The following is a 26,396-nucleotide window of genomic DNA, read 5'->3' on the forward strand; positions in this document are numbered from 1 at the left end:
CCAAAACAGACAGGAGTGTCGGTTTTTCGCCACGGCTCGGAGCCTAAAGCGGAACGGTCAGAATCTGCTGCAGACGCCCACGCATGACGGCGGCCATATCGATCTTGTGTGGCGCAAGTAGCCACTGCACTTGGAGGCCGTCCATGAGCGCTGGAAGCTCGGCGGCGAGCACATCGATGTTCACGTCGTCCCGCAGCGACCCCGCTTCCTTCGCCTGCTCGAGTGCCATCGTGACTCCGGAGCGCACCCGTTCGTACCGTGCCGCGAAGTAGTCATGGGCAGGATGCTCCGAGTCGGTAGCCTCTGCGGACAAGACGACGTATAGGCCAACCAGACCAGGGGTGGTCATGCTCTCGAGAGCACCCGCGACGAAGCTGCGCAGCACGCCTAAACCTGGTGGGCTCATCTCGATGTGTGCACGGAAACGCGCGTAATCCACGCGCTCCCGGGTTTCGAGCACTGCCGCGAGCAGCTCTTCCTTCGAGCCGAAATGATGCAGCAGCCCGGCGCGAGATATGCCGCAATCCGCCGCGATTTGAATCATGGTCGCTTTGTGGAAACCCACGCGGCCGAAGTACGCCGTCGCAGCTTCTATGATTTCTTCTTTGCGAGCGATGCCCTTGGCATACCCTCCGCCGATCACTTCGCGTTCCACGCCCACCGCACCTGCAACATCTCGAGGTCTCATCGTCGCTCCATTGTGGCTTCTCGCGCATAGAAATAGTTCAGGTCTCAGTCTCACATGAAAACAGACACGCGTGTCTGGATTTGTGATACTGTCCCCTCGTCCGAGCAAATCGCGCATCACGGCGAACCTCGAAGACGTGTCGCATCAGACTTTGCACCCGCGTGACGCGATCTTGACCACCTCAGCATCCAGGCTGTGGACCGGTTGGCGACTGGAATCTCTCCGGAGGAAACAATGAAGTTTCGAAATTTGGCACCAGCCCTCGTTGCCGGTGTCGTCACAGCGATCGCGCTGACGGGCTGCACCGCGGTGGGTTCGAGCAGCGCCGGTACGACGCTTACGATCGGGCAGACCACCGAGCCCACTTCGTATGACCCGAGCCAGGCCCAGGAGGGCCATTACATGCAGTATTACCAGGCCGTCTACGACAGCCTGATCCGCCGGTCTCCCGATGGCGAACTGGAGCCAATGCTCGCCTCCCAGTGGGAATACAATCAGGACAACACGGTACTCACCGTCGACCTCCGCGACGATGTCACATTCAGCGATGGAGCCGCTTTCGACGCCGATGCGGCTAAGGCCAACTTGGACCACTTCCGCAGCGGGACCGGTCCGCAGGGTTCGACTCTTGCGCACGTCTCGGCTGTGGACGTGGTCGATGACGACACAATCACCATCACGCTCAGCGAACCCGATCCAGCGTTGCTCATCTACCTGAGCAACGCTGCCGGCCTCATGGCTAGCCCCGCGGCGCTTGGCACCGACGAGATCTCCACGACGCCGGTCGGCTCGGGTCCTTATACTCTCGATAAGAGCCGTACGGTCACGGGTTCGCAATACACCTTCGTGAAGCGTGACGACTACTGGGATAGCGAGCTGCAGCACTACGACACGATCGTCATCAAACCGATTCCCGACGTGACCGCGCGTTACAACGCGCTCGTGAGCGGACAGGTCGATACCGCCGTGCTTGATGCGAAGACCGCGGACCAGGCGGATGCGGCAGGCCTCAACCCCGCGATCCAGCAGCTCGATTGGCAGGGAATCTTGATCAACGACCGCGACGGAGCCATCGTTCCTGCTCTTGCCGACGTCCGTGTGCGCCAAGCCATCAACTACGCGATCGATAAGGAGGCAATCCTTGTCGGCATTCAGAATGGGCGGGGCGAGGTTACCGATCAAGTGTTCAACCCGGCCTCGACCGCCTATGACGAGAGCCTCGAAGGGTCCTACCCATACGACCCGGAGAAGGCGAAAGCGTTGATGGCTGAAGCCGGCTATGCCGATGGCTTCAGTGTGGACTTTCCCACGATCAGCCTCTTTGACCCGGCCCTCCTTGCCGTCCTCAAAGAGCAACTGGCGGCGATCGGGATCACGATCAACGTGTTCGAGGTGCCTATCAACGACTTCATCCCAGAGCTCACCTCGGGCAAGTACCCCCTGACGTTGATCTCGTTGTTTCAGCCCAGCACCTGGGTGAACGTGAACCAAGTCATCGCCCCAGACGCGCTGTTCAACCTCCTCAAATCCGAAAACGACACCGTCGATAAGCTGATCTCCACGATACAGACCGGTGATGCGGCGACTGCTGATACCGCGGCGAAGGAACTCAACGCCTACGTGGTCGACCAGGCCTGGTTCGCGCCGTTCTTCCGAACCGACCAGCTCCTCTACGGCAACGACAAGGTCAAGATCGTCCCACAGATCGAACAGGGTTCACCCTCGATCTACAACTACATGCCTGTCGACTAACCGGCCCCGGGCGGGGCCGGCATCACGGTGCCAGCCCCGCCCCTCTTTTCCTTCTCTCAGCCCCCGTGCGGCGGACCGAAATACCCATCAATCAGGAGCACCATGCTCGTTTTTCTTGGGCGCCGAATCCTCTCCGGCGCCATCCTTCTCGTGGTCATCTCGGCCCTGACGTTCACGCTGATCTTCTCGACCGGGGGAAACATCGCACGCACGTTGCTCGGCGATTACGCCACCGACGGCCAGGTTGCACTCAAGGCACAGGAGCTCGGCCTCGACCGTCCACTCGTTGAGCAGCTCGTCAACTGGTTCACCCACGCGGTCACCGGTGACTTCGGCCGTTCCTGGTTCACCAGCGAGCCCGTTACGCAGGCCATAATGGGTCGCCTACCTGTAACGCTGTCGATCGTGTTTCTCGTGATGACCATCTCCGTGGTGCTCTCCGTTACCCTTGGCCTCCTCGCCGCCACAAAGCGCGGCTTGGTCGACCGAGCCACTCAGGGTCTTGCGATCTTCGGCGCTGCAGTCCCGGGATTCATCGTGGCAATCGTTCTCGTCACGACGCTCGCGCTGCAGGCGAGGATATTCCCCGCAACAGGCTTCGTACCCTTCGGACAAGACCCCGCTGCCTGGGCGCTGTCACTCTTTCTGCCGGTCGCCGCGCTGGTCGTCGGGACGGTCGCCGCGTCAGCGCAGCAGATTCGCAGCTCGATCATCGACGTCCTCCGCCGCGACTACGTGAGAACCCTGCGCAGCCGCGGACTAGGCGAACGGGAGATTCTGCTCAAGCACGTGCTGCGTTCCGCGTCGCCACCCGGCCTGACGGTGCTCGCCCTGCAATTCGTCGGTCTCCTCGGCGGCACGGTTATCGTCGAGCAGGTCTTCTCGCTTCCCGGCATAGGATTCCTCGCCGTGCAGTCCACGACCCGGGGGGATCTTCCAGTCGTGCTTGGCGTGGTCGTCTTCACAGTCATCATGGTCATCCTCATTAACCTCGCCATCGACGTGCTCGTCGGCTGGCTGAACCCGAAGGCACGCATCTCATGACCGAAGCGACGATCGCCAGCCCGGTGTCTCTTCCCGCTCCAAGGTCGCGCACGCGGATCGTTCGGCGGGTGCTCCGCGATCCGGTAGGCATCACCGCTCTCGCGATCCTCATCGTCGCGATCTCTGCCAGCTACCTCGCAGGCTTCATCACCCCGATCGACCCCAACGCTACCGACCTGTCCAGCGTGCTCGCTGGGCCCAGCGGTGCCCACCCGCTGGGCACCGATAGCGCAGGCCGGGATGTTCTTGCCCGCCTGCTCTGGGGAGGCCAGTCGACCTTCGCTGCCGCCGCCTTGGCAACAGTGGTCGCTCTAGCGGCCGGCGTACCGAGCGGCCTCATCGCCGGATACTACGGCGGCTGGTTCGACGCAGGAACTTCGTGGATCACCAACATGCTTATGTCATTACCCGCCGTCGTCGTGCTGCTCGCAGCCCGCGCCGCGTTGGGCCCAAGCGTGTGGATTTCAATGGCGCTGTTCGGGGTGCTCCTGGGACCGAGCTTCTTCCGTCTCGTTCGCACTTCGGTCATCTCGGTCCGCGGCGAACTCTACGTCGACGCCGCTCGGGTCTCGGGCCTTTCGGACGCGCGCATCATTAGTCGGCACGTACTGTACGTGGTGCGCGCACCCATCGTGATTCAAGCGGCGATCATCGCTGGCATCGCAATCGGCATCCAGGCGGGACTTGAATTCCTCGGCCTTGGCGACTCAAGTGCGCCAACCTGGGGGATGATGCTGAATGAGGGCTTCCGTAACGTCCTTCTGAGCCCGTTGTTCTTACTCTGGCCCGCTCTGGCTATCACTCTCGTCACCGCAGCCTTCGCTGTGCTCGGCAATTCACTCCGCGACGCGCTCGAAGATGACGAGATAACACCGAGAACCAAGGGCAGAGCGATCAAGCACATCCCGCACAGTGAAGCCGGGCTCGTCCCGACCGGTTCTGTAGCAGCGGCCGATACAGACCACCTACTCGTCGTCCGGGACCTCAGCGTCGAGTATCCCAGGGCCGATGGCACCACAAAGCGAGTAGTCGACGGCGTCAGTTTCCACGTTGATCGAGGCGAAGTCGTCGGCATTGTCGGTGAATCCGGTTCCGGAAAAACTCAGACCGCGTTCTCGGTGCTCGGGCTACTTCCCGAAACGGCATCGATCGCTGAGGGCCACATCGTCTTCGACGGGATCGAGCTGGTCAGTCGCACCAGCGGCGCCGTATCGCGAAGCCGGATGGACCCGCTGCGCGGCACCCGTATCGCCTACGTCCCGCAAGAGCCCATGTCCAATCTCGACCCTGCCTTCACAGTCGGGTACCAGCTCAGCCGTCCGCTGGTGAAACGACTCGGCTTGTCAAGAGCGGCCGCGAAGAAGCGCGCGCTGGAATTGCTCGCGACTGTGGGCATTCCAGACCCAGGGCGCACCTACGCGGCATATCCCCACGAGATATCAGGAGGCATGGCGCAGCGGGTTCTCATTGCAGGCGCCGTCAGCTGCGAACCCGATCTGCTCATCGCAGATGAGCCCACCACCGCCCTGGACGTAACCGTGCAAGCGGAGGTGCTCGAACTGCTCCGCACCCTTCAATCCGAGTTAAGAATGGGCGTTCTCATGGTGACGCATAACTTCGGCGTTGTCGCCGACCTGTGCGATCGAGTCGTTGTCATGCGGGACTCGCGGATCGTAGAAAGCGGAGACGTCGTGACGATCCTCAGCCGACCTAGCGAGGACTACACACGCACTCTTCTGGCCTCAACGCTTGAAGGCAAGACACCGAGGACGTTGCTCCTCTCGGACTCGGCGGGAGAAACCGCATGACCACATCAAATGGGCCACTCGCAAACCCGGAGAGCCCCCTTCTCGAGGTCAGCGGCTTAACTGTCGATTACCCGAGGAAGGGCTTCGGCAAGGAGGTCTTCCATGCCGTACAGGATGCCAATCTCTGGATCGGCCATGGTGAGACGCTCGGCCTCGTCGGCGAATCCGGCTCTGGCAAGACCACGATCGGTCGGGCCATCCTCGGCCTCGCGCCGGTGAGTCGGGGAAGCATCCGTTTTGACGGGCAGGACATCTCGCATGCCAGCCGACGGAAACGCCAGCAGCTCAGCAGCGACCTGCAGGTCGTCTTTCAAGACCCCTATACGTCATTGAACCCTTCGATGACGGTGGGTGACATCCTCGCCGAGCCGATTGGAATTGCCGGCGGTAGTCGCAACGCTGCACGCAGCCGGGTTGCCGGGTTGCTGGAACAGGTCGGGCTACCCCGCGACGCGATTGACCGACTTCCGCGCGAGTTCAGCGGCGGACAGCGCCAGCGCGTGGCGATCGCCCGAGCCCTTGCACTGCGCCCAAAGCTCATCGTCTGCGATGAGCCGGTGAGCGCGCTCGATCTCTCCACTCAAGCTCGCATCCTCGACCTTCTGCTCACCATTCAACTCGACACGGGAGTCTCCTACCTTTTCGTCTCGCACGACCTCGACGTCGTCCGCCACATCAGTCACCGGGTTGCAGTCATCTATCGCGGCGAATTGGTCGAACAAGGAGAAGCCGAGCAGGTGACCCAAGATCCAAAACACCCGTACACGCAGAGGCTTCTCTTAGCGTCGCCCGTATCCGACCCGGTGCGGCAGGCAGAGCGCCGCAACGCCCGCAAGGCCCATGCGTCGAAGAGCTGACGTGGGTATCCCCGCTGGAATAATGGTGCAGGACAATCACTCAGCCGCCGATCTCACCCTGAGGACGCCACAATGTGGCGTGCGTTTGATTTCTAGACAGTGGGAGGTCACTACATGACTGAAGAACGCCTCACGAGTCAGGCGCGAGTAGAGACGGCTCGCCCCGATCGGTATGGTCGCCAGTTGGTCAAGCATCTCAGTAGGCGCGAGGGTGGCGAGTGGGACAATGACATCCACGCAGGATGGGTGGTTATCGCCGGAGTGCGAGCTTCAGTCGTTGCAGAAGACACTGATCTGCTGCTCACACTGGAAGGTTCTTCTGAGGCGATCGGGCATCTCGAACTCGTCGTTGGCAGTCATCTCGCCCGCTTCGGTAGCCGAGATGGTCTCGTCGTGCAATGGAATCGCTCGAATGGAACGCCCGGCACTCGACAAACGGGCGACTGACGCGACGGCCGTCTGATAGCGCAAGGATTGGCGCTGAACCGGAGCCCCAGTTTGTGCGACGCCATGCTGAGCGCTCTGGTCAACTTGAGCTCGCTCGGCACATGCACTCCACCACCCTGCTGCTTGCTCAGCGACCCGAAATCGCACTCAATCTCGAGGCACTCGGATCGCCGCGCATTCTCGGTACTCATACCGGCGCTATGACTGTCGCTCTGACCTTAGCGGAGGCTTGTGGATTGCCAGTTGACCGCCTGGTAGGAGTCACCCGCTGGGGCCCAGACGATGGTGAAGCGGTTCTCGAGTTCTTTGCGGGCCCCGCGGCTCACCAGTGTCATCGAAGCCATGCCGGTCACGAGGGCCACGCCCTCGAAGAAGCGGACCGTTTCGTCCTCCACGGTGATTCGTTCGTACACTGTTGCGCCCTCGCCGATGGCCTTGAGCACGGTCCCCTTGTCGTCGAGCTTTCCCGTGGCATGTATCCAGACGAGTTCGTCGCCGAGCAACTGGGACAACGATTCGACGTCTGCGCTGATCATCGCCTCTCGACGCTTGAGATCGAGCTCGAGGATGGTCTGCTTGTCATTCATGGCGACTCCAGGTGAGGTGAGGTGAGGGTTCGGTGTGGGAAGGACGATGGAGTGCACCGAGCGCTGTCAGACGTGCGCGCTCGGCGGAGGGATTGCACTAGGCCGTTGATCAGCGCGCGGCCTTCGTTTGCGTTTGAGGCGGTTCCGTAGACGTAGTGGTCGGGGCGCACGACGACGAGGGCCTGACCCAGCTCGCCAAACCAGGCGGTGAGCAAATCGTCCTGCTCCGTGACTGCGTTCTTGTCGTCATCCGCACCGCCTGTCGCACCGAGCACCCGAACCACGCGAGCGTCGAGTGCGTCGGCCGAGAGCTGCAAGTCAAGCATCTCAGCCGTGCTGATCGTGGCGTCGACCAGCACTCGGAAGCCCCCGCCTGTGTAGTCGTCGAGCCGCTCCCACCGGTCGTCTCGACGCACCAGCGGCTGCGGGAAACGGGTTCCTGCAGCCGGCGACGAGGCGATGAGACCACCCGAAAGGTTGGGTAGGAGGGATGTTCTGATCGTGACGGGCACCGCGGCACCCGAGGAGCCGACCAACGTTCGGTCGCGCTGCCTCGCGGCGTCCTCGTCGCGCTCGCAGATGATGCGTCCGAGCTCGATCGTGCGTTCCGTAGTTGAAACGACGTGGGGTCGCCGCTCTTCCTGGTAGCTGTCGAGCAATGAGTCAGCGGCGCTTCTTTGGCGCAAGATTTCCACCAGCTTCCACGACAAATTGCGCGCATCGCGCACCCCTTGGGCCAGACCCTGGGCCATGAAGGGCGGCGTCATGTGCGCGGCGTCTCCGGCGAGGAGAATCCGCTTCTGCCGCCAGTCGTCAGCGATCAGCGCGTGAAACTCGTATGACGCCGATCGCCAGATCCTGGCCTCCCCTGGCTGGATCCAGCGCGCGAGATAAGGCCAGACCTCATCGTCCGAGACAGGGCCGGGCGCGAGCTCGCCTGGCTCGAGAGAGATCTCCCAGCGCCGATGGCGATCGGGCAGCACCACGTACGTCGATGGCCGCTTCGGGTTGCAATACTGAATGTTCGACGACGGCAGCTTCGCGAGAGCGGGCTCATCGATGACGGCGTCGACCACCAAGAAGCCTTCATGGAAGCCCAGATCGGTCATCGAGATCCCGAGCCCCTGGCGGATACGGCTGGCACCACCGTCGCACGCCACTAGGTAGCGCCCGCGGTACCGTAGCGGCGCCGCGCCGTCGTCAGTGTGCACATCCGCCCAGACCGACTGATCGTCCTGCCCCACCGAGTCGACCGTCGCGCCGAGACGGACTCGCACCGAAGGCAGCTGTGCAACCCGAGCGCGGAGCACTTCCTCGAACACCGGCTGGTTGAACGCGAACATCGACGGCCAGCCGAACTGATGGGGCGGCGGTGGGGAGTCGAGTCGCTTGATGATCTGGCCGTCCACGCCGTGATACTCGGTGGGGGCGTACGGAATGACATGGGGCTGCAGCTGTTCGGCGATCCCCAGCTCCTGCGCCACCCGCATCACCTCGCTATCCAGTCCGATTGCCCGGGGGAGTGGGAAGAGGCCGGGCAGGCGGTCAGCGACGACGACATCAATGCCCGCCTGACCGAGCAGTGCCGCGAGAACGATCCCAGTCGGCCCCATCCCTACTATGAGGACGTCGGTATCGACGACGTTCTGTTCTTCATCGAACATGGTTCACGTATCTTCCTGCGCACGACGTCGTGCGGCTTATCGCAACCCGTCCAGGCCGGTCGCTGCTTCCTTCGTGAGCCCGCCCAGGCGAGCGTGCACACGACCGCCGTCGGCCATCACCAGGCCGAAGAGAATCTCGTTCGGTCGCGGGGCATCCTGCAGACCGACCTCCATGCCCGAATAGTGGCTGCGGACGTACGAAGCGTGGATGTAATGCAGCGGCACCATTAGGCGATACCCGGTCGACGCAACCGCCTTCGACGCGGGCACCATGGCTTTGGGCTCTCCGAGCGCTTCGCGCATGGCCCACCCTCCGGCTTCGTGCCAGACGGCACCGTGCTCGATCTCGCCGTTCACTCCGACAATGCCGACCTTGCCGTAGGCCTCGACGTCGGCCACCCCGCCCAGGGCATCCACCAGTTCCTTCGCGAGCACAGTGCCCAGAGCACGGAGCTGGCTCATGAACTCACCGAGGTCCTCCACGTAGATTCCCGCGTAGGGGTTCTCGATCACTGCAAGCGCTGCTGCCGTGCGAACGGGCCGCGCAGGTGCCGGGCCGAACTCGTGAAAGGTTGTCTCGACAGTCAGAGCGCGTTTGCGCACGGTGATCAGATCACCGAACGCGATCGGCGCGCTCACGCCTGGTCTTTCACGGGGTTGCTCAGGGTGCCGATCGCCTCGATCTCGACCTCGACGACATCGCCGTCTTTAAGATAGCGCGGAGGCTTCCGGCTGAAGCCGACGCCGGCGGGCGTGCCGGTGGCTATGACGTCTCCGGGGGAGAGGGTGAAGATCGTCGATGCGTAGTTGATCAGCTGAGGCACGGAGAAGATCATCATGCTGGTGTCGCCGGACTGGACCGTCTCACCGTTGACGCGGGTCTGCACGGTCAGGGCCCGTCCCGGCTCGATTTCGTCGGCCGTCACCATCCACGGTCCGAAGGCACCGGTCGACTCGAAGTTCTTTCCCGCCGCGATCTGCTGGGCGTGGAACTGGAACTCGCGCACCGAGGCGTCGTTGTAGCAGCTGTAGCCGGCCACGTGGTCCCACGCGTCCTCGACGGCGATGTCGCGCCCGCCCTGACCGATGATGACCGCTAGTTCACCCTCCCAATCCAGGCTTTCGGATGCGCGCGGGCGGATGATCGGGGCGTTGTGGGCGACCTGGGACCGCCACACCCGCAAGAAGATCGGCGGGAACTCGGACAGTTCGCGCTTCAGTCCGGAGGCGATTGCCTCCTGGTGGTGGTCCATGTAGTTGCGGACGCTACAGACGATCTTCTCTGGTTCGGGGATGACAGGGAGGAGTTCGACCTTGCTGAAGGGCACGGTCTGCCCCTGCTTGACGAGTTCATCCCGCTGGGCGAATTCGGGGCTTCCGACGAACGAGGCCAGCGAAGGATGTCCGCTCACCTCGCTCAGGCTGACGACGGTGTCGCCTTCAATGGCGCCGAACGAGTCTCGGCCATTCTGTCGGTAGGACACGATTTTCATGTTGCTCCTCATCGATGCGTCGATCCGGTTGCGCGGACGAGTACGTGGCCATCACGGTAGCATCGCTTCGTGCATAAAGCATAGAGTCTGCATAATCTAAGGGCCGACTCAGCTGACCAGCCGTGCCGAGATCTCCGAGGCGGCCAGGCGGATGCTGGCACCTATGCCCTCCGCCGGTGGGGTGGCGCTGAGACCGATCAAGCCGACGGACGCGACGGTGCGGCCGTTGGATGTGATCGGAGCCGCGACGCCGAAGCGACCCACCCGCCACTCGCCGAGGCTCACTACGAACCCTCGCTCGGTGGCCTGCTGCAACTGTTCCCAGAGCGGATCCCGATCGGTCAGCGTCGAGGCTGTGACCGAGCTCAGGTCCTGAGCGCCGAGTATCCGCTCGACCTCGGTGCGGGGCCGGCCCATGAGCAGGGCCTTCCCGATGGCGGACGCGTGAACGGGCAGCTGGCGCCCTACCTCCTTGGGCACGCCGTGCTGCGAGGTGAAGATCTCGTCGACGATCATGGCCTCGTTGCCCGCCAGGATTGCCAGATTGCTCACCAACCCCGTCTCGGCGGCGATCCCGTGGAGCACCGGTGCGGCCGCAGTGCGCAGGAAGCGAAGCCAGGGGTTAGAGCCACCGAACGCCAGGATCCGCACGCCGATTGTGAATCCGTTCTCCGAGGCGGTCAGCGCGCCGAGCCGCGTCAGATTCCAGCAGAGGCGGTGGACGGAACTCTTCGGGATGCCGGTGTCCCGGGTGATCTCGCTGATCGATGTCACCGACCCATTCTTCGCGCAGGACTCGAGGACCAGCAGGGCGCGCTCCACCGACGACGGCCCGCCCTGATCTTGATTACGCCGTCCCGCGTCGGCCACGATGCCTCCTATTGGATCCGTCCCGCTGAGCGGGATATGGCAATTGTACCGGCGGCACCCAGCTGCTTGAGTAGCGTCTATTCGCAATGGAGCATGGAGGTAGACAGCATGGGTATTCGTCCCGCAGCAATCGGCCACGTAGGTCTGGTCGCCAACGATGTTGATCGTCTGGTCGATTTTTACTGCAAGATCCTTGGCATGGAGGTGTCCGACTGGATGACTTTCCCCGAGGCCTCGCCCTACAGCAAGGGTGCGTGGATCCGCTGCAACACCGAGCACCACGTCATGTCGATCTTCGGCCTGAAAGACGGCGCCGATGGATCGAGTGAACGGAAGGGGCAGCCGGGAACATGGTCGAACGAGAAAGACAAGCGCACCGCTGCCGCGGGCCTGCACCACATCGCGTTTGAGCTGTCGGACTTCGAAGACCTCCGCCGGGCGGCCGTCCTGTGCCGTGAGGAGAACGTGGAGATCCAGGGCACCCGCAAGGGCGGACCGGGAAGCCAGCTCAGGATCTACTTCTGGGATCCGGAGGATAACCTGATTGAACTCTTCTGGGCGATGGACCAGATCGGCTGGGACGGCGCCACCCGCAAATACGCCCCTGTCGAGGAGATAGACATCGAGACATTTGACATCGAGGGATGGATTCGCGCCAAAGGTTCGGCCTTTACTTACGTGGCTGTCAACCACCCCGTAGAGAACTAACGGGCTGGCCTCCTCATTCGGAGGCAATCTCGAGAGTACGCAGCGCCCGTGCACGCGCGCCATTTTGTGCATATAGTTTCAACATGAGCATTCTTGCGCCGACTCCTCCGCTGGTCGAAATCGCAGTTGAACGCCTGCGCGAAGACATACTGTCTGGCGAACTTGCTCCCGGCGGCAAGCTCAAGATCGACGCTCTGCAAACCCGCTACGGCTACTCGAGCAGCCCTTTGCGCGAGGCGCTGAACAGGCTGACCCGCGAGCGGCTTGTTATCGCCGACCAGCGGCGCGGGTTCCGGGTGGCGCCGATGTCCTTCGAGGATTTCACCGACATCACGCGCCTCCGGCTGCTGCTCGACGTCCAGGCGTTGGAGCAGTCCATCGATCTGCATGACGACGAGTGGGAAGTGCGCTCGGTGGCGGCGTTCTATCGCCTGCAGCAGGTGGAGTCCCGGCTCCCCGATGGGCCGCTGGTCCTGAACTCCGAGTGGAGCCTGCGGCACAAGGAATTTCACATTGCTTTGCTTTCGGGAGCAACCTCCCCGAGGCTGCTAGATCTGTGCTCCAGCCTATTCGACCAGGCCGAGCGCTACCGCAGGTTCACCGCTCGCCATCGCCCTACGGCCCGGGCCAAAGCGAACGAGCACCAGGCGATCTTGGATGCCGCGGTCGCGCAGAACCCCGCGGATGCCCGATCGCTACTAACTGCTCACATCTTGCGCACGCAGAACAACCTGACACTAATCCTGCAACAGGGCGTCACCTTCATCAAGTCGCACACCGACTGACCGGGGTCGGTGCCCTCCGGGCGATGCGAGACACAGCGTTCCCCCGTGCTTCGACCGGTCGGCACGGATGCACCTCCGCCGAAGTCTATGCATGAGATCCTTTTTGTGCATAGACTGACCACGGCTGCCACGCTGATGTGGTTATTCGCCGCCAACGACGGAGGAGAATTGCATGACTCGACGAGTTGTAACTGGCCACAATGCCGAGGGCAAATCTGTCATTTTAAGCGACAGTGACCATCCAACGGTTAAATACGAGCACACTCCAGGGTTCGAGTCGTCGCTGATCTGGCGTACTGATGCGCCGCCTGCGGAGCGCGAGGAGATGACAGCCGAGCCGCTCGCGACGTTCGTGCCCGCCCCGGGCGAGACCATCGCCCTGACCGTGACCTTCCCGCCGGATAGTGTCTTCGTCTCGGGTGAATTCGACGGGCTGTCGGCTGTGCAAGAGAACTTGCACAACCTGCCGGGCCTCGCCGACCTCTTCGAGCCTGACGCTCCGGGAATGCACACGACGCCCACCGTGGACTATGTCGTGGTGCTCGACGGGAGCCTGGTGCTGGAAATCGACGACGGTGTGACCACCCACACGCTCCACGCCGGCGACATCCTGGTGCAGCAGTCGACCCGTCACGCCTGGCGCGTGCCTGGGGACAAGCCGGCCACAATCTTCGTCGTCCTCATGGGCGCCGCGGCGTAATCGCCAGTTCTACTTTTCCCGTCGAAGAAAGGCTTCACCCCTTCCATGTCTAAGACCATGCTTGCGGCCCGTATGTACAACGTCGCAGAAGAGATGCGCGTCGAAGAAGTTCCCATTCCCACCCCCGGTTTTGGGGATGTGCGGGTACGCGTCCACGCCGTCAACATCGTTCCCAACCTGAGCAACATCCTCAGCATGTGGACGACCTGGTTCCCGGGCGATCCTCTGCCGACGCTGCCCGCTACGTTCGGCCTCGACCCCGCCGGTGAGATCGAAGCCGTTGGTGAGGGTGTGATCGGCTGGTCCGTCGGTGACCGGGTGTACGTCAACCCCGGCCGCTACTGCCTCAACTGCAACGCGTGCCGTCACGGCGACATGGTGAACTGTTCGAGCTACGCGTTCGCGGGCTACTTCGGTTTCAGCCCGAGCTCAGTGCAGCTCCTCGACCGGTACCAAGGGGGGCTTTCTGAGTACATGGTCGCTCCGAGCTACAGCCTCGTCAAACTGCCCGACAACCTCGACTACAACAGCGCTGCACGCTTCGGATATCTGGGCACGATGTACTCCGCGCTCAAGAAGGCGAATGCCGCGCCCGGGAAGTCGCTTCTGGTCAACGGCATCAATGGGACGCTCGGTCTGGGCGCGGCGCTCCTGGCCCCGGCCATGGGGCTGACGGAGGTCTACGGAACGGGGCGAAACCCCGCGGCGTTGAGTGCGGTAGAGGCTCTCTTGCCCGGCCGGATCAAAGTGCACTCGCTGGCCGACGGACCGGTGGACGAGTGGGTCCATAGCGTGGCGGGCGGCGGTGTCGACATCTATGTCGACGCCCTTGGGCCCGGTGCGGATCACGAGACCTTCCGCGAGGGAATGCGGAGCCTCAAGCGCGGCGGCCGATGCGTCAATATCGGCGCCATGATGGGTGACCTCGTCATCGACATCCACGACATGATGGATCAGCAGAAGGCGATCATCGGCTCCCTCTGGTCCACGCCCGGAGAGTCGCAGGAGCTCGCCGACATGGTGGCCGCCGGAACGCTGGACCTGTCACCGTTGGAGCACTCCGTGTACCCCCTCAGCGCGGTGAACCAGGCGATCAGTGGTGTCGCCAGCCGGAACGCCGGGTTCAGCAACTACATCATCTCGCCGAGCGGCGAGTGAACCGGGTTCACGGACACCCAGCCGTTCCTGACCACGATGATCGGTCCGGGTGCGGCCCTGCTTGGGCCCGATGACCCCCGAGGCTTTCGGAACCGACGAGCACATGGGTCGTCGCCTAGATGTCCAAGCAAATTCGTCACCGAGAAGCCCGAGGCCTGGAAGGGTTGGCAGTCCGCGATCGCGCAAGCGGTCCAGTTCTCTCAGGAGAACCCAGAAGAGGTGCGCGACTTCATCGTCGAGCAGACCGGGATCCACCCAAGCCTGATCGACGTCTCGCCGTTACCCGACTACGCGTCGACCTTCGAACTGTCCACCTTCGAGGAGAGCGTCGACTTCATGATCACTTATTGAGCAATACCCGAAGCGCGAGGGAAGCCGCACCGGAGATCGTTACTCCTGGGGCGGGCACGCAATGAAAGTGAGGCATTCCGGGGGCCAGCGTCCCGTCAGACGGTTGGGTCCGCCTCGGATTTCGCGGCGGAGTTGACGCGCCTCCCGCCGCGATACCGGCGGATCACGCGATGACGGTGCTACCGGCCGTCCCCACCCGCAGAACGGTGTGCCCCATGGATGAACCGTCCTGTATCGCCAGGTGGGCGGCCCGGGCGTCTTCCAGGGCGTATTCCTGAATGAGGTCTTGCCTGAGTCGGAACCCTGATCGTACGAAGTCCCAGAATTCGTGTGCGGTGTCTGCAGAGTGGCTACGGACACCGAGTATCGACAAATTCCTCGAGTAAAGGTCTCTTGCTGGCACCGGGAGCACGGGGAGTTCCGGATTCCCGATCGCTCCGGAGATCACGACCCGAGCGCCGCTCCCGAGGATCGGCCAGTACCCCATGAATACATCGGGTGCACACACATTATCGATGACAGCGTGCGGAGCGATCCCGCCAGTACTCGCACTGATGGCTGCTCCCAAATCAGGCGCATTCGCATCGACCACGGCCAGGCTTACCCGCCCACGAAGAGCGTCCGGCCGTCTGCTCAGTCCGACCAGGTGTGCGCCGAGTGCTATGCCGAGTTCGGCAATCACCGATCCGAGGGCGCCGGTGATTCCCGTGATGAGGATCGTCTTCCCCTGCTCTGCACCGGCTGCGCGCAACTGCGCGAGAGCGACCGGGCCCGTCGCCGCAAGCGCTGCCGCCTCCACGAGGTCGAGGTCCTCTGGAACGTGGTGCAGAGCTGTCACGGGCACAGCGGCGAATTGCGCGTAAGACCCCCACCAATTGATTCCGAGGATGTCGGGCCGTGCGCAGTCTTCCGGAGCACCGGCCCGGCATCGTTCGCACCTGGTGCATGGGCGGTAGTTCATGACGCCGACCCGACGCCCGATCCACTCGGGATCCACACCGGATCCGACGCTTGCGACGGTGCCGGCGAAGTGGCCTCCGAGGATGTGGGGGAGTTCGACCATCCGAGAGAATGGATGATTTCCGCTGCGTGTGGCGGAATCCCTTGTGCGGGACACCTCCACCGCAGCAACTCGGACGATGACCTCCCCTGTCCGCGGCGACGGGGTCGCTACCCGTTCGACCCGGAGCACCTCCGGTCCACCGAATTCCCTCATCACGACCGCGCTCATCGATGATGGCAGCCGGATCCGCTCGGTCATAGTTCTGCTCCCCACATCGACATGCCTCCATGGTTCCTCGCGAACCTTTGCTCCTCAACCGGCCGTATCAGCCCGGTACGATCACCAGATCCCGCTGACCGGGAAACGGACGCAGATCTACGGCGACACCATTTCGCCGTTGACGCGGCGGGAGATCTTCCAGGGATTCTCCGGTGCGGTTGCAGCGCGCTCGGTGGGGGGCAGGGCCGCGTTCGGCACCGACTGGAAGGTCACCGGACGAACGAAGCGGGAGAGTGCCGCGGCACCGACCGATGTCGACTCCGGACGTGACGTGGCCGGCCAGGGTCCACCGTGCTGCTGAGCCCAGGTCCAGGCCACGCCCGTGGGCCAATCGCCGACGGTCACGCGACCCACCTGGCCCGAGAGCACCTGCACGACGTGTGCGAGATCCGGGTCGTCTGCGTCGGCGCCGAACACGGCCGCCGCCAGACTTCCCTGCAGCGAGCGGATACCCTCGGTGAGCTCGTGATCGGTCGCGTACTCCACCACGAGCGCGACAGGACCGAAGCATTCCTCAAGGAGACGGCTTCCCGGCATCAGCGCGTTGATAGGAGCAGACAGCACGGCCGAATCTGCCGACCATCCCGCACCTGATCCGGGCAAACGGACAACCACTCGTGCGCCCGCGGCGACCATCTCGTCGAGCCCGGAAAGGACGTCGGCTGCGATCGCCTTCGTGAGCATCGTCGGCTCGGGTGCCGCGGCGCGCAGCGACTCTGCGACTGCCTCGGCAACGCCCCGCCCCGCGGGTGCGAAAAGCACCCCCGGCTTCGTGCAGAACTGACCCGCGCCCAGAGTGAAAGATCCGACAAAGCCTCGCGCGATCTCGTCGATGCGGTCGATTCCGGCGCGCGTCACCACAGCGGGGTTGACGGTCCCCATCTCTGCGTAGACCGGAACAACTTCTTCACGTTGGTTCGCGATATGCCACAGTTTCACACCGACCGCCTGGGAGCCTGTGAAACCCACGGCCTTGATGCCGGCCGCCGCAACGAGATCGGCACCCGCTTGACGTCCGACGATGATCGACAGGATGTCCCGCGGCGCCCCCACCGCTTCGAGGGCGTCGCGAGCAATCTCGGCGAGGCGCAGGCAGGTCGACAGGTGCGCAGAGTGTGCCTTTGCGACGACCGGGCAGCCGGCTGCGATTGCAGATCCGGTATCGGTACCGAGCACACCGAATCCGAACGGGAAATTGCTCGAACCGAACACCGCCACCGGGCCCAGGGGACGATTGACGCGTACCAGCTGAGGAGCGGTATCCGTGGCGTCGTCGATGGCCACGCCGAGGTATCCGCCTTCGATCGCCACCCGGCCGTAGAACCGGAGCTGATCAGCCATGCGTGCGACCTCGGCCCGGAGCCGCGTCGCGCCGAGCGCGGTCTCACGATCGGCGATCTCTACGAGTTCTCCTCGGTGATCTTCGACAGCCTTCGCGATCGCGTCGAGCCAGCGGCGCCTCTCTGCCGGCGATGACTCGGCGGCGAGAGCGGCGACGCGCGTAGCGGCATCAACTCGCGCAAGCACCTCATCTGCGCTCGTGTCCTCGGCTGTCGCGACGACGCTGCCGTCTCTCGGTGCATAACTGCTCGTGCTCATACTGTTAAGCGTCGCTGATAAGGCGTCTCTCCAAGGTACCAATTAGACCGTTGGGCAATACCCATACGGTATTAGGCATTCTTGAGTTGTGCATGATCTAAGAGTTATGCATACTGAATGTGGCTCATCACGCACGATGTGTTCAAAGCACCGCCAATGGAGGAGGAGTGTTGTATGAGCCCATGCACTTCCCGCTATGACGGTCCAGACCCGCGCGGAGATTCCGCATGACCGAGAGGGTTCCCGTGACAGACGGCGGTATCGATTCCGACATTCGAGCCACTCGGCTCCGCGTGCTACTACGTGGAGCCCTGTGGGCGCTTTTCGTCGTCGGCCTTGGAATAGTCTTCATCTTCCCGGCGACGATGATCGTCATCGGAGTGTTTCGGGACGGCCTTCCCACGGCGGCGGACGTGCCGTGGACGTTCGACGGTTTCGTAGCGGCTCTGAGTAATCCCGCGACCTGGACCACCCTATTGAATTCCCTGATTTTGGTCGCGGCGGGCGGCACCATCTCCACAGCCGGCGGCGCGTTCTTTGCATGGATCGGCACGAACACCGATGTGCCGTTCCGCCGCGCCTTGACGCCGCTTATGATCATCAACCTCTTCATCCCGCCGCTGTTCTACACCTTCGGCTGGATCATGCTGGGCAACGCCCAGAACGGACTGTTCAACCAGGTGTTGCGCAACCTGTGGGGCGTCGAGGGCCTGATCAATATTCAGTCCTGGGGTGGGCTGATCTTCACGATCTCGCTCGGCTTCGTGCCGTTTGCCTATCTGCTTATGCTCGGTGCATTCCGCAATCGCGACCAGTCGCTTGACGAAGCGGCCAGCATCTCGGGTGCGGGCACCTTCCGCACCTTCTTCACCATCACGATCCCCTCGGTGGGCCCCGCGATCACCGGCGCCGCAATCCTCATCATGGTGTTGATCTTTCAGTCCTTCGAGAACCCGTACCTCCTGGGCAAGCCCGCCGGTATTGATGTGTTCGCGACGCAGATATACGCCTACATCCGTGACACGACGCCGGCTCAGTACACCTCGGCGTTCACCCTCTCTCTGATGGTCATCCTGTTGGTGGTCGTCCTGTTCAGCATCCAGCGCGGGCTACTCCGAGGGCGGAGCTTCACCACCCTCACGGGCAAGACCTCCCGTCGTGACCCGGTGCGCCTGGGCGCCGTGCGCTGGGTGTTCGCGGCGCTCATCCTGCTCTTCCTGCTGCTCAACCTGGTGATCCCGCTCGGCGCGGTGCTGCTCGGTTCGCTGCAGCCGACCTTCGGAGTGTTGAACCGCCTCACGCTGGACAACTACACCGCCGTGCTCGCCGATCCCTTGCTGCGCTCGAGCCTCGTTCAGACAGCATGGGTGTCGGTGGTCGGCGGGCTGATCGCGATGAGCGTCGCTTTCCTGACCACCTACATCGTGCTCCGTCGGCGTGGCTTCCTCCGGGCATACGTCTCCCTGGCGATGTGGATTCCGTGGGCGCTTCCCGGAATCGTCCTCTCCCTGGCGTTCCTCTTCGCTGTGCTAGCGGTGCCGGGATGGTCGGGCCTGTACGGCACACCGCTGCTGCTCGGCATCGTTCTCGTCGTCGCGACGATCCCGCTGTGCGTCCGTCTCATCGAAGGGGCTCTCGCGCAACTATCACCCGAGCTCGAGGAAGCCGGCAAAGTCTCGGGTGCGAGTCAGAGCCGGGTGTTCCTCACCATCGTGCTGCGCCTGATTCTCCCCAGCTTCCTCACGGGGTGGTTCCTCGCGGCGCTGTTCATCTCAGGCAACCTCGCCGTTCCGATGCTGCTCGCCCCTCCGGGTTTCCAGCCAGTAGCCGTCACAGCCTTGACTCTCTACGTGAACGGCGATTACTCCGGCGCGGCGGCCCTATTCATGATCATCCTGTTCGCCGCGGCGATTGTGATCGGTCTCGTCGGTCTCTCGAGACTGCTCGGCAGCCGCATCAGCGCCCGCACGTCCGCCACTAATCACGCACCCTGACTTGCCATACACCCTGACCCACTTCGCACCACCAACTGTCACACCGAGAGGAAAACAATGTCCACATCGCAGCAACGACGCATCGCGGTCGGTCTGTCCCTTTTCACCGCCAGCGCTCTCGCCCTCAGCGCCTGCTCCGGCGGAACTACGCCGCCTCCGTCCGACGGGCCGGTCGAGGTGCCCGGCGCGACCGCCGAGGGCAACGCCTTCATGAACGAGCTGTACGATTCCGCACTCGAGGCGGGTGCCACCGACGTTGTGATCTATGGCCCCGGCCCAAGCACCTCGAAGCCGCTGTACGACGCCTTCACTGCGCGGTTCCCGGGCATCACCGTGGTACCGCAGGATGCTCCGGACTCGCAGGCCATCACCAAACTCCAGGCGGAGGCGGAGGCCGGTAGCCGCATCGCCGACCTGTTCATGTCCGGCACCGGCGCGGTGGTGCAGGCGGCAAAAGTGCCCGATGTCTGTACGGCGACCGACATCCAGACGGCGCCCGCCGACTGGCAGGTAGAAACCATTGCCGACGGCCTCGTGCTGCCGTACTCCCTGCGGTACATGACGCTCATCTACAACACGGACAATGTCACCGCCGAAGAGGCCCCCCGCACCTGGGACGACCTGCTCGATCCGCGCTGGAAGGGCAAGCTGGTGATGGGCGACCCGACCATCGCCGGAGGAGTGCGCTATGTGCTCACCGGACTTCTGGTGCCCGAGACCGCAGACACCTGGGGGACGGACTACCTCGACAAGCTCGCTGCCCAGGACATTGTCTACGGAACGGCCGAGGCTGCCGTGCCTGCTGATGTGGCATCCGGACGCGGTGACGTCGGAGTCGCCGTGTTCTCAGGCTACGCCACATCACAGAAGGCCAAGGGAGCTCCGATCGAGATCGTCTTCCCGATGGACGACGGTGGCAGCTACATCATTGACTCCTCCATCTGCTCCGTGCAGGATGCTCCCCACAAGGATGCCGCACTGCTGTTCAGCAATTGGCTGTTCTCATCCGAAGGTCAGACCGCCATCGCTGAGCTAGACGACGCGTACGGCACCGTGCCTGGAGCTCCCGGGCCGGAAGGTGCGCCCAGCTTTGATCAGCTCAAGTACCTGCCGCGGGCGAACCCCACCCCCGGCTTCAACGAGCCCTACTTCGCCGAAATCAACGAGGCGTTCGCGAAGTGACTCGGGGGCCGCAGTGCAACAAGAGGGAGCACCAAGATGACTGAGGTCGTTGTCTCCGGACTGACGAAGAAGTACGGCGCGAAGGCTGCGTTGCATGGACTCGACGTGCGGATCCGGTCCGGTGAGTTCGTGACGCTGTTAGGCCCTTCTGGGTGCGGCAAGACCACGACGCTCCGATGCCTCGCGGGTCTGGAGAAGCCGACCGCGGGGATCGTGACGATGGGCGATCGAGTTGTAGTCGACACGGAGCGCCGCGTGTTCGTGCCGCCGGAGAAGCGGCACATCGGCATGGTGTTCCAGAGCTACGCACTATGGCCCCACCTGACGGTGGCTGAGAACGTCGGGTACCCTCTACGGGTCGGGGGCATGCGCGGCGTGGAGCGTCGCGAACGCATCGCTGAAGTGCTCGACGCCGTGGGGCTCGCGGAATACGGCGATCGTTCGGCGACGGCCCTCTCGGGCGGGCAGCAGCAGCGGGTCGCGCTGGCGCGCGCTCTGGCCGCCCGCCCGGGGATCATCTTTTACGATGAGCCGTTGTCCAACCTCGACACCAAGCTCCGCTTCACAATGGGGCGCCAGGTGCGGAGCCTTCACGACGAGAACGGGATGACGTCGGTGTACGTCACCCATGATCAAGAGGAGGCGATCACCCTGTCCGACCGGATCATCGTGATGAATCATGGCCTGATCGAGCAGGACGGCACGCCGGAAGATCTCTACGACCGACCCAGCTCGGCCTACGTCGCCGACTTCATGGGATTCCAGAACATCCTCACCGGTGTCGTCGTCGAGGCCGGCGCGCGACATGCGGACGTCGAGGTGGCCGAGGGTCTGATCCTCCGCGCGCAAGTCGCCGAGCTTGTGAGAATGGGGGACACCGTGACAGTCGCGTTCCGGGCGTCCCACGTACACGTGGAGCCTGCCGGGTCCACCGGAGTGGGGCTGTTCCGGGGCGAGGTCGTCCATTCGACCTTTGTCGGCAGCTCGGTGGACCTCGTCGTCCATGCCCGCGGCGCGTCCGTTCAGGCTCGTATTGAGCGTTCTGAGCTGGAGCGCCTGGGACTCGGCCACCCATCGGCGGGTGACACTCTCGAGTTCCGGGTGCGGGCTAGCGGTGCGTTAGTCGTCAAGGGTCGGGAAGGCCAGCGCCAGGCCTACGCGACCGAGGCCGTGAACATGGTCGCGTAGTAGATCGCCGGATACGGAGTCCTTAAGGCGCTCGGAACAGACCAAATGCGGGCAGCATCCGACGATAGGAGTATGCAGTGCCAGAGAACAATTCAGCCGGGTGGCATGACCTCGATGTGATTTCGACGGCGATCAAACGGCTCACGACCCACGACGTGTCGCCCACAATCGGTGCTGACATGGCGATGTTCATGATGCACGAGAAGCCGGAGATCACTCCGACCTCGATGCACGGCCAAGGTCCGTCCGCGACGAATCGACTGAACATCGCCGAACACACCGGCTCGCACGTGGATGCCCCGTTTCACACCGATCCCTCCGGAGCGACGATTGATCAGGTGCCGCTCGAGGTGCTGCTGCTGCCCCGATTCTGCAAATACGATCTGACGGAGTACAACCATCAGCCCGGTGACCTGATCGGGGTCGACCATCTCGTCGCGGCGCAGGAGCGCCTCGGGTTCGAGCTCGGGCAAGGCGATGTCGCAATCATCGAAACGGGCTGGGACCGATTCCTGCCGGGCGGCACTGATCCCCGCGACAACAATTGGTGGGGCCGGAACCAACCTGGCCTCTCACCCGAGGCGTGCAACTATCTGGCCGAGGCCGGAGTGGTAGCCGTTGCCTCTGACACCGGAGCCTGCGATCTCGCCATTCGTGACGGTCACGTGCTCGCCGCTGACGGTCACGCTCGTGCATTCCTGCCGCGCGGAATTCTGATCGTCGAGGGTCTGCACAATCTGGCCGAGGTGCCGGCGACCGGGCTGTTTCTGGCGCTTCCCTTGAAGATCAAGAACGGCACGGGCTCACCACTCCGAGTTGTCCTGCTGACCGAGTAACAAGTCCATGTCGTACGTTATGAAAGGGCAATTGCCTATGTTGACACTCGGGTACAAGGCATCCGCTGAGCAGTTCGCGCCTCGCAAACTTGTTGAGATCGCGGTCGCGGCCGAGCGGCACGGGTTCGAATCGGTGGCGGTGAGCGATCACTTCCAACCCTGGCGATTCACGGGTGGGCATGCTCCATTCTCGGTCGCGTGGGCGGCGGCGGTGGGTGAACGAACCGAGCGCATTCGAATCGGCACGAGCGTGATGACACCGACGTTCCGATACAACCCCGCGGTGATCGCGCAGGCATTCGCAACGCTGGGATGCTTGGCCCCTGATCGCGTGTTCCTCGGAATCGGAACGGGTGAGGCACTCAACGAGATCGCGACCGGGTTCCAGGGAGCGGGAGAACAGACGTGGCCCGAGTTCCGCGAGCGGCACGCGCGGCTGCGCGAATCGGTGCAACTGATGCGGGCATTGTGGACGGGGGAGCGAATCTCCTTCGACGGTGAGTACTACTCGACCCATGACGCGTCCATCTACGACGTGCCCGACGGCGGAATCCCGATCTACATTGCTGCGGGCGGCCCGCAGATGGCAAAGTACGCCGGCCGTGTCGGGGATGGGTTTATCTGCACCTCGGGTAAGGGGAGGGAGCTGTATGAGGATGCTCTGGTGCCCGCGGTCAAGGAGGGGGCAGCTGCATCCGGTCGCGAGTTCGAGCAGATCGACCGCATGATCGAGATCAAGATCTCTTATGAGGAGACAGAGCGGGCCGCCTTGGAGAACACCCGGTTCTGGGCGCCGCTTTCGCTCTCGAAGGAGCAGAAGCACGACATCACCGACCCGATGGAGATGGAGCGGGCCGCGGATGCCCTTCCGATCGACCAGGTGGCCAAGCGGTGGATTGTCGGCACCGACCCCGAGGCGATCGTTGCCCAGGTGAAGGACTATGTCGACTGGGGCTTCAATCACCTCGTCTTCCATGCTCCGGGTCACGATCAGCAGCGCTTCATGACCTTATTCGAACGGGACCTGGCGCCACGACTGCGGGAGCTCGCCTCGAACTCGCTCACCGATCACATATCTAGGACGGTCTGACGCCATGGCGCTTCTCGTCGACGAGCGCGATTCCCGGTGGGCGTCAGCGAACGGGCTCATGGCCGCGTACGATCTCGACGCCCTCATCGCCTTTGGCGACCCGGGAGATGTTCCAGCGCACCTGCGCTACCTGAGCGGTTACCGATCCATGTTTGGGCGTGCTGCTAGCGTCTTGTTCCGTGACGGAGGCTTCGTACTCATCGCGTCTAGCGTCGTCGTCGCGCACTATGCGAAGCAACTCTCCTGGGCCGATGAACCGTTAGCGGTCGATGAGGAAGATTTCGGTACCGAGCTCGCGCGGTTGCTCAAACAAAAAGCCGCGTCCCGGATCGGAGTGGCTGATCTCTCGCTGCTGCCGTCTGCCTGGCGGGACCACCTCGTCTCAGCCGTACCGTCGGCGACCTTCTGGGATCTGGGCCAGGAATTGCGCCATGCTCGACTGGTCAAAAGTTCCTACGAACTCGATCTCGCCCGCGAGAGCGCGCGGATCGCTGACGAGGCATGGAGCCACATGACGGACATCGTGCGCGTAGGCCGACGGGAATATGAAGTGCTCGCCGATCTCGAGCACATCCTGCGATTGAACGGTTGCGAGGACTCGTTCAATCTCGTCATCGGAGTTCCGAGGCTCAAATATGCGATCCAGAACCTTCCGTCCGAACGGAGAATCGAAGAAGGGGACCACCTCAGCATCGAGGTCTCGCCTCGATTCCAGGGTTACTACAGCCAACTCACGTCGCTTGTGTCACTGGGACGGGTTGACCCTGCGATTCGTGAAGGGTTCGATGCAGCTGATCGTGCGAGGGAGGCCGGACTGTCCGTCATGAAACCCGGTGTCGACATTCTCGACGTCAGGCACGCGGTCGAAGCGCAGCTCAGCGCCGAAGGCCGCAAGCTCAGCTCGCCGATGATCGGCCACTTCTGCGGACTGGAGCTCGACGATCTGCGGGCCGGCTCCACCTCGTTCGAGGTGCAGGCCGGGATGACCTTCATCTTCCATCCCCTGGTCGCCGGGTATCCCGGTCAGCTACGAGCCGACACTTTCCTGGTCACGGACACAGGAACCCAGCGGCTCAGCAACTTGCCTATAGAGCCCCTCGAGATCAGGGTTTGATTTTCCGATGGATCGCAACACGTATAGAGGAGTGCTGATGCAAGAATTGACCAGCGTTGCACATACGTCTCGGACGGTCGCCGTCATAGGTGCCGGTATCGGAGGCGCTGCGGCCGCCCTCGCGCTGAATAAAGCGGGCGTCGATGTTCAGCTGTATGACCAGGCTCCGGCCTTCGCCGAGGTCGGCGGCACGATCTTGATCGACTCGTACACAGTCGGCGTTCTCCGGGAGATGGGCGTGGCCGAGGAGGTGCTGGCGGTCACGGCTCCGGTAGACGAGGTTGAGATGCGCCACATGAACGGCGAGTTCATCCTGAAGTCCAAGATTCCCGACGTCACTGACCTGGGCGTCGATGTGCAGGGCCGCACAGGATTCCGCGAACTCTTTGGCATCCAGCGTTCCGATCTGCACGCAGTGCTCCTGCGCCACTTGCCCGACGAGCGCACCCACACGAACAAAAAGCTCGTGCGGGTCTTGGATCAGGGATCGTTCGTGGAAGCGGAGTTCGAGGACGGCACAATCATCCGCCCCGATGTCCTCATCGGTGCGGACGGCATCCGGTCCGCAGTGCGCAGGCTTCTGGTCGACGTCGAGGCCGAGTCGGCAGGAGTGGTCATCTGCCGTAGCCTCGCCACAGCCGACGTTCTGCCCGACGACTGGGCGAATGACCGGATGCGTCGCTGGCAGCACAAGACCGACGACGGAGGTTCCGTGAACGCCCTCTTCGCGCCGACGCGCGGTGGACGCTACGTCGGGGTAGACGTCTCCCTCTACGGGGGTGATCAGTTGCTCGACCTGGAGGTGGGAAACATCGTCCCGCTCGAACGACTTCTCAGTTGTTTCCCCGATGACGCGGATCCCGTGGTGCTGGATGCTCTCCGCGCCAGCGTGGTGGAGATCCGAGCGTATCCGCTGCGTGATCTGCCCGAGGTCCAGAGCTGGACTTCGAGCCGTGTCGCTCTCGTCGGAGACGCGGCGCACGCGATGCGCCCCTTGCTCGGGCAGGGCGCGAATCAGGCGATCCAGGACGCCTATGAACTCGCCCGCTGCCTCGCAGACCCCATTGCGGTAGAGGAGGCGCTGAACGTGTACGAGGAAGCCCGAGCTCCCTTCGTCAAGGCAATCGCACGCGCCGCACGCGAATTCCGGCCGGACTACGTCGCCCTGCTCCAGGGTCCGCCCGCGTCCGGATCCTGAA

At 63.3% G+C, this 26,396-nt stretch carries 25 protein-coding genes; 17 read left to right on the top strand and 8 right to left on the bottom strand.

From position 1 onward, the window contains the following. Window positions 1-43 precede the first annotated feature (43 nt). Window positions 44-655 (bottom strand): TetR/AcrR family transcriptional regulator, encoded by a 612-nt coding sequence (locus N1032_RS18445; RefSeq protein ID WP_259540715.1) that lies wholly within the window; start codon window positions 653-655, stop codon window positions 44-46. A 267-nt stretch (window positions 656-922) separates the two neighbouring features. Here N1032_RS18445 and N1032_RS18450 point away from each other — a divergent pair, with 267 nt between their 5' ends. From N1032_RS18450 to N1032_RS18470, 5 genes are all read left to right on the top strand, one after another. After that, entirely contained in the window at window positions 923-2,440 is a 1,518-nt protein-coding gene (locus N1032_RS18450) for an ABC transporter substrate-binding protein (protein ID WP_259540716.1), read from the top strand. A 102-nt stretch (window positions 2,441-2,542) separates the two neighbouring features. Next, window positions 2,543-3,484: an ABC transporter permease gene (locus N1032_RS18455; protein WP_259540718.1), complete on the top strand. Its 942-nt coding sequence runs from the start codon at window positions 2,543-2,545 to the stop codon at window positions 3,482-3,484. Further along, on the top strand, window positions 3,481-5,292 hold the full coding sequence (locus tag N1032_RS18460) for a dipeptide/oligopeptide/nickel ABC transporter permease/ATP-binding protein (protein WP_259540721.1): 1,812 nt from the start codon (window positions 3,481-3,483) through the stop codon (window positions 5,290-5,292). The genes N1032_RS18455 and N1032_RS18460 overlap by 4 nt, the downstream gene beginning before the upstream one ends. Further along, window positions 5,289-6,149, top strand: coding sequence for an ATP-binding cassette domain-containing protein (locus N1032_RS18465; RefSeq protein ID WP_259540725.1), 861 nt, complete (start codon window positions 5,289-5,291; stop codon window positions 6,147-6,149). Before N1032_RS18460 ends, N1032_RS18465 begins: the two co-directional genes overlap by 4 nt. A gap of 114 nt (window positions 6,150-6,263) precedes the next feature. Continuing rightward, entirely contained in the window at window positions 6,264-6,596 is a 333-nt protein-coding gene (locus N1032_RS18470; RefSeq protein ID WP_259540727.1) for a DUF2218 domain-containing protein, read from the top strand. A gap of 218 nt (window positions 6,597-6,814) precedes the next feature. On the opposite strand, the gene N1032_RS18475 is transcribed toward N1032_RS18470, so the two are convergent. The 5 genes from N1032_RS18475 to N1032_RS18495 all read right to left on the bottom strand — a co-directional run bounded on the left by N1032_RS18475 (window position 6,815) and on the right by N1032_RS18495 (window position 11,210). After that, window positions 6,815-7,183, bottom strand: a complete 369-nt coding sequence (locus tag N1032_RS18475) for a nuclear transport factor 2 family protein (protein WP_259540729.1) — start codon at window positions 7,181-7,183, stop codon at window positions 6,815-6,817. Beyond that, window positions 7,180-8,847: a bifunctional 3-(3-hydroxy-phenyl)propionate/3-hydroxycinnamic acid hydroxylase gene (locus tag N1032_RS18480; protein ID WP_259540730.1), complete on the bottom strand. Its 1,668-nt coding sequence runs from the start codon at window positions 8,845-8,847 to the stop codon at window positions 7,180-7,182. Before N1032_RS18480 ends, N1032_RS18475 begins: the two co-directional genes overlap by 4 nt. A gap of 36 nt (window positions 8,848-8,883) precedes the next feature. Beyond that, entirely contained in the window at window positions 8,884-9,486 is a 603-nt protein-coding gene (locus N1032_RS18485) for an amino acid synthesis family protein (protein WP_259540731.1), read from the bottom strand. Then, window positions 9,483-10,340: a fumarylacetoacetate hydrolase family protein gene (locus N1032_RS18490; protein ID WP_259540732.1), complete on the bottom strand. Its 858-nt coding sequence runs from the start codon at window positions 10,338-10,340 to the stop codon at window positions 9,483-9,485. Before N1032_RS18490 ends, N1032_RS18485 begins: the two co-directional genes overlap by 4 nt. A 108-nt stretch (window positions 10,341-10,448) precedes the next feature. Continuing rightward, window positions 10,449-11,210: an IclR family transcriptional regulator gene (locus tag N1032_RS18495; protein WP_259540733.1), complete on the bottom strand. Its 762-nt coding sequence runs from the start codon at window positions 11,208-11,210 to the stop codon at window positions 10,449-10,451. Window positions 11,211-11,318: 108 nt separating this feature from the next. Between N1032_RS18495 and N1032_RS18500 the strand changes: the two genes are divergently transcribed. The 5 genes from N1032_RS18500 to N1032_RS18520 all read left to right on the top strand — a co-directional run bounded on the left by N1032_RS18500 (window position 11,319) and on the right by N1032_RS18520 (window position 14,912). Next, on the top strand, window positions 11,319-11,918 hold the full coding sequence (locus N1032_RS18500; RefSeq protein ID WP_259540734.1) for a VOC family protein: 600 nt from the start codon (window positions 11,319-11,321) through the stop codon (window positions 11,916-11,918). Between the two features lie 83 nt (window positions 11,919-12,001). After that, window positions 12,002-12,703: a GntR family transcriptional regulator gene (locus N1032_RS18505; protein ID WP_259540735.1), complete on the top strand. Its 702-nt coding sequence runs from the start codon at window positions 12,002-12,004 to the stop codon at window positions 12,701-12,703. Between the two features lie 172 nt (window positions 12,704-12,875). Next, window positions 12,876-13,403: a cupin domain-containing protein gene (locus N1032_RS18510; protein WP_259540736.1), complete on the top strand. Its 528-nt coding sequence runs from the start codon at window positions 12,876-12,878 to the stop codon at window positions 13,401-13,403. A gap of 45 nt (window positions 13,404-13,448) precedes the next feature. Beyond that, window positions 13,449-14,561, top strand: a complete 1,113-nt coding sequence (locus N1032_RS18515) for an alcohol dehydrogenase catalytic domain-containing protein (RefSeq protein ID WP_259540737.1) — start codon at window positions 13,449-13,451, stop codon at window positions 14,559-14,561. Between the two features lie 219 nt (window positions 14,562-14,780). Beyond that, window positions 14,781-14,912 (top strand): hypothetical protein, encoded by a 132-nt coding sequence (locus tag N1032_RS18520; protein ID WP_259540738.1) that lies wholly within the window; start codon window positions 14,781-14,783, stop codon window positions 14,910-14,912. Between the two features lie 163 nt (window positions 14,913-15,075). Here the strand turns inward: N1032_RS18520 and N1032_RS18525 are convergent, their stop codons facing one another. Both N1032_RS18525 and N1032_RS18530 read right to left on the bottom strand, forming a co-directional pair. Continuing rightward, the gene (locus N1032_RS18525) at window positions 15,076-16,173 is read right to left on the bottom strand and encodes an alcohol dehydrogenase catalytic domain-containing protein (protein WP_259540739.1); all 1,098 of its coding nucleotides are present in this window, start codon (window positions 16,171-16,173) and stop codon (window positions 15,076-15,078) included. A gap of 117 nt (window positions 16,174-16,290) precedes the next feature. Further along, the gene (locus N1032_RS18530; RefSeq protein ID WP_259540748.1) at window positions 16,291-17,793 is read right to left on the bottom strand and encodes an aldehyde dehydrogenase family protein; all 1,503 of its coding nucleotides are present in this window, start codon (window positions 17,791-17,793) and stop codon (window positions 16,291-16,293) included. A 227-nt stretch (window positions 17,794-18,020) separates the two neighbouring features. On the opposite strand from N1032_RS18530, the gene N1032_RS18535 reads away from it, so the two are divergent. From N1032_RS18535 to N1032_RS18565, 7 genes are all read left to right on the top strand, one after another. Continuing rightward, window positions 18,021-19,787, top strand: coding sequence for an ABC transporter permease (locus tag N1032_RS18535; RefSeq protein ID WP_259540750.1), 1,767 nt, complete (start codon window positions 18,021-18,023; stop codon window positions 19,785-19,787). 57 nt (window positions 19,788-19,844) lie between these two features. Then, the gene (locus N1032_RS18540; protein ID WP_259540752.1) at window positions 19,845-20,969 is read left to right on the top strand and encodes an ABC transporter substrate-binding protein; all 1,125 of its coding nucleotides are present in this window, start codon (window positions 19,845-19,847) and stop codon (window positions 20,967-20,969) included. A 36-nt stretch (window positions 20,970-21,005) separates the two neighbouring features. Beyond that, on the top strand, window positions 21,006-22,157 hold the full coding sequence (locus N1032_RS18545) for an ABC transporter ATP-binding protein (RefSeq protein WP_259540754.1): 1,152 nt from the start codon (window positions 21,006-21,008) through the stop codon (window positions 22,155-22,157). Between the two features lie 77 nt (window positions 22,158-22,234). After that, window positions 22,235-22,993, top strand: coding sequence for a cyclase family protein (locus tag N1032_RS18550; protein WP_259540756.1), 759 nt, complete (start codon window positions 22,235-22,237; stop codon window positions 22,991-22,993). Window positions 22,994-23,030: 37 nt separating this feature from the next. Further along, the gene (fgd, locus tag N1032_RS18555) at window positions 23,031-24,083 is read left to right on the top strand and encodes a glucose-6-phosphate dehydrogenase (coenzyme-F420) (protein ID WP_259540757.1); all 1,053 of its coding nucleotides are present in this window, start codon (window positions 23,031-23,033) and stop codon (window positions 24,081-24,083) included. Window positions 24,084-24,087: 4 nt separating this feature from the next. After that, entirely contained in the window at window positions 24,088-25,197 is a 1,110-nt protein-coding gene (locus N1032_RS18560) for a M24 family metallopeptidase (RefSeq protein WP_259540773.1), read from the top strand. 37 nt (window positions 25,198-25,234) lie between these two features. Further along, a complete protein-coding gene (locus N1032_RS18565; RefSeq protein WP_259540775.1) occupies window positions 25,235-26,395 on the top strand; it encodes an FAD-dependent oxidoreductase in 1,161 nt (386 codons plus the stop codon). The last annotated feature ends 1 nt before the right edge of the window (window position 26,396 follow it).

It is taken from the genome of Herbiconiux daphne (assembly GCF_024979295.1).
Classification (GTDB): Bacteria; Actinomycetota; Actinomycetes; order Actinomycetales; family Microbacteriaceae; genus Herbiconiux; species Herbiconiux daphnes.

What these genes read in the sequence shown, in the direction of transcription:
- N1032_RS18450 (WP_259540716.1), top strand. Translation starts at nt 923, where the DNA reads ATGAAGTTTCGAAATTTGGCACCAGCCCTCGTTGCCGGTGTCGTCACA.
- N1032_RS18455 (WP_259540718.1), top strand. Translation starts at nt 2,543, where the DNA reads ATGCTCGTTTTTCTTGGGCGCCGAATCCTCTCCGGCGCCATCCTTCTC.
- N1032_RS18460 (WP_259540721.1), top strand. Translation starts at nt 3,481, where the DNA reads ATGACCGAAGCGACGATCGCCAGCCCGGTGTCTCTTCCCGCTCCAAGG.
- N1032_RS18465 (WP_259540725.1), top strand. Translation starts at nt 5,289, where the DNA reads ATGACCACATCAAATGGGCCACTCGCAAACCCGGAGAGCCCCCTTCTC.
- N1032_RS18470 (WP_259540727.1), top strand. Translation starts at nt 6,264, where the DNA reads ATGACTGAAGAACGCCTCACGAGTCAGGCGCGAGTAGAGACGGCTCGC.
- N1032_RS18475 (WP_259540729.1), bottom strand. Translation starts at nt 7,183, where the DNA reads ATGAATGACAAGCAGACCATCCTCGAGCTCGATCTCAAGCGTCGAGAG.
- N1032_RS18480 (WP_259540730.1), bottom strand. Translation starts at nt 8,847, where the DNA reads ATGTTCGATGAAGAACAGAACGTCGTCGATACCGACGTCCTCATAGTA.
- N1032_RS18490 (WP_259540732.1), bottom strand. Translation starts at nt 10,340, where the DNA reads ATGAAAATCGTGTCCTACCGACAGAATGGCCGAGACTCGTTCGGCGCC.
- N1032_RS18500 (WP_259540734.1), top strand. Translation starts at nt 11,319, where the DNA reads ATGGGTATTCGTCCCGCAGCAATCGGCCACGTAGGTCTGGTCGCCAAC.
- N1032_RS18505 (WP_259540735.1), top strand. Translation starts at nt 12,002, where the DNA reads ATGAGCATTCTTGCGCCGACTCCTCCGCTGGTCGAAATCGCAGTTGAA.
- N1032_RS18510 (WP_259540736.1), top strand. Translation starts at nt 12,876, where the DNA reads ATGACTCGACGAGTTGTAACTGGCCACAATGCCGAGGGCAAATCTGTC.
- N1032_RS18515 (WP_259540737.1), top strand. Translation starts at nt 13,449, where the DNA reads ATGTCTAAGACCATGCTTGCGGCCCGTATGTACAACGTCGCAGAAGAG.
- N1032_RS18525 (WP_259540739.1), bottom strand. Translation starts at nt 16,173, where the DNA reads ATGACCGAGCGGATCCGGCTGCCATCATCGATGAGCGCGGTCGTGATG.
- N1032_RS18530 (WP_259540748.1), bottom strand. Translation starts at nt 17,793, where the DNA reads ATGAGCACGAGCAGTTATGCACCGAGAGACGGCAGCGTCGTCGCGACA.
- N1032_RS18535 (WP_259540750.1), top strand. Translation starts at nt 18,021, where the DNA reads ATGACCGAGAGGGTTCCCGTGACAGACGGCGGTATCGATTCCGACATT.
- N1032_RS18540 (WP_259540752.1), top strand. Translation starts at nt 19,845, where the DNA reads ATGTCCACATCGCAGCAACGACGCATCGCGGTCGGTCTGTCCCTTTTC.
- N1032_RS18545 (WP_259540754.1), top strand. Translation starts at nt 21,006, where the DNA reads ATGACTGAGGTCGTTGTCTCCGGACTGACGAAGAAGTACGGCGCGAAG.
- fgd (WP_259540757.1), top strand. Translation starts at nt 23,031, where the DNA reads ATGTTGACACTCGGGTACAAGGCATCCGCTGAGCAGTTCGCGCCTCGC.
- N1032_RS18560 (WP_259540773.1), top strand. Translation starts at nt 24,088, where the DNA reads ATGGCGCTTCTCGTCGACGAGCGCGATTCCCGGTGGGCGTCAGCGAAC.
- N1032_RS18565 (WP_259540775.1), top strand. Translation starts at nt 25,235, where the DNA reads ATGCAAGAATTGACCAGCGTTGCACATACGTCTCGGACGGTCGCCGTC.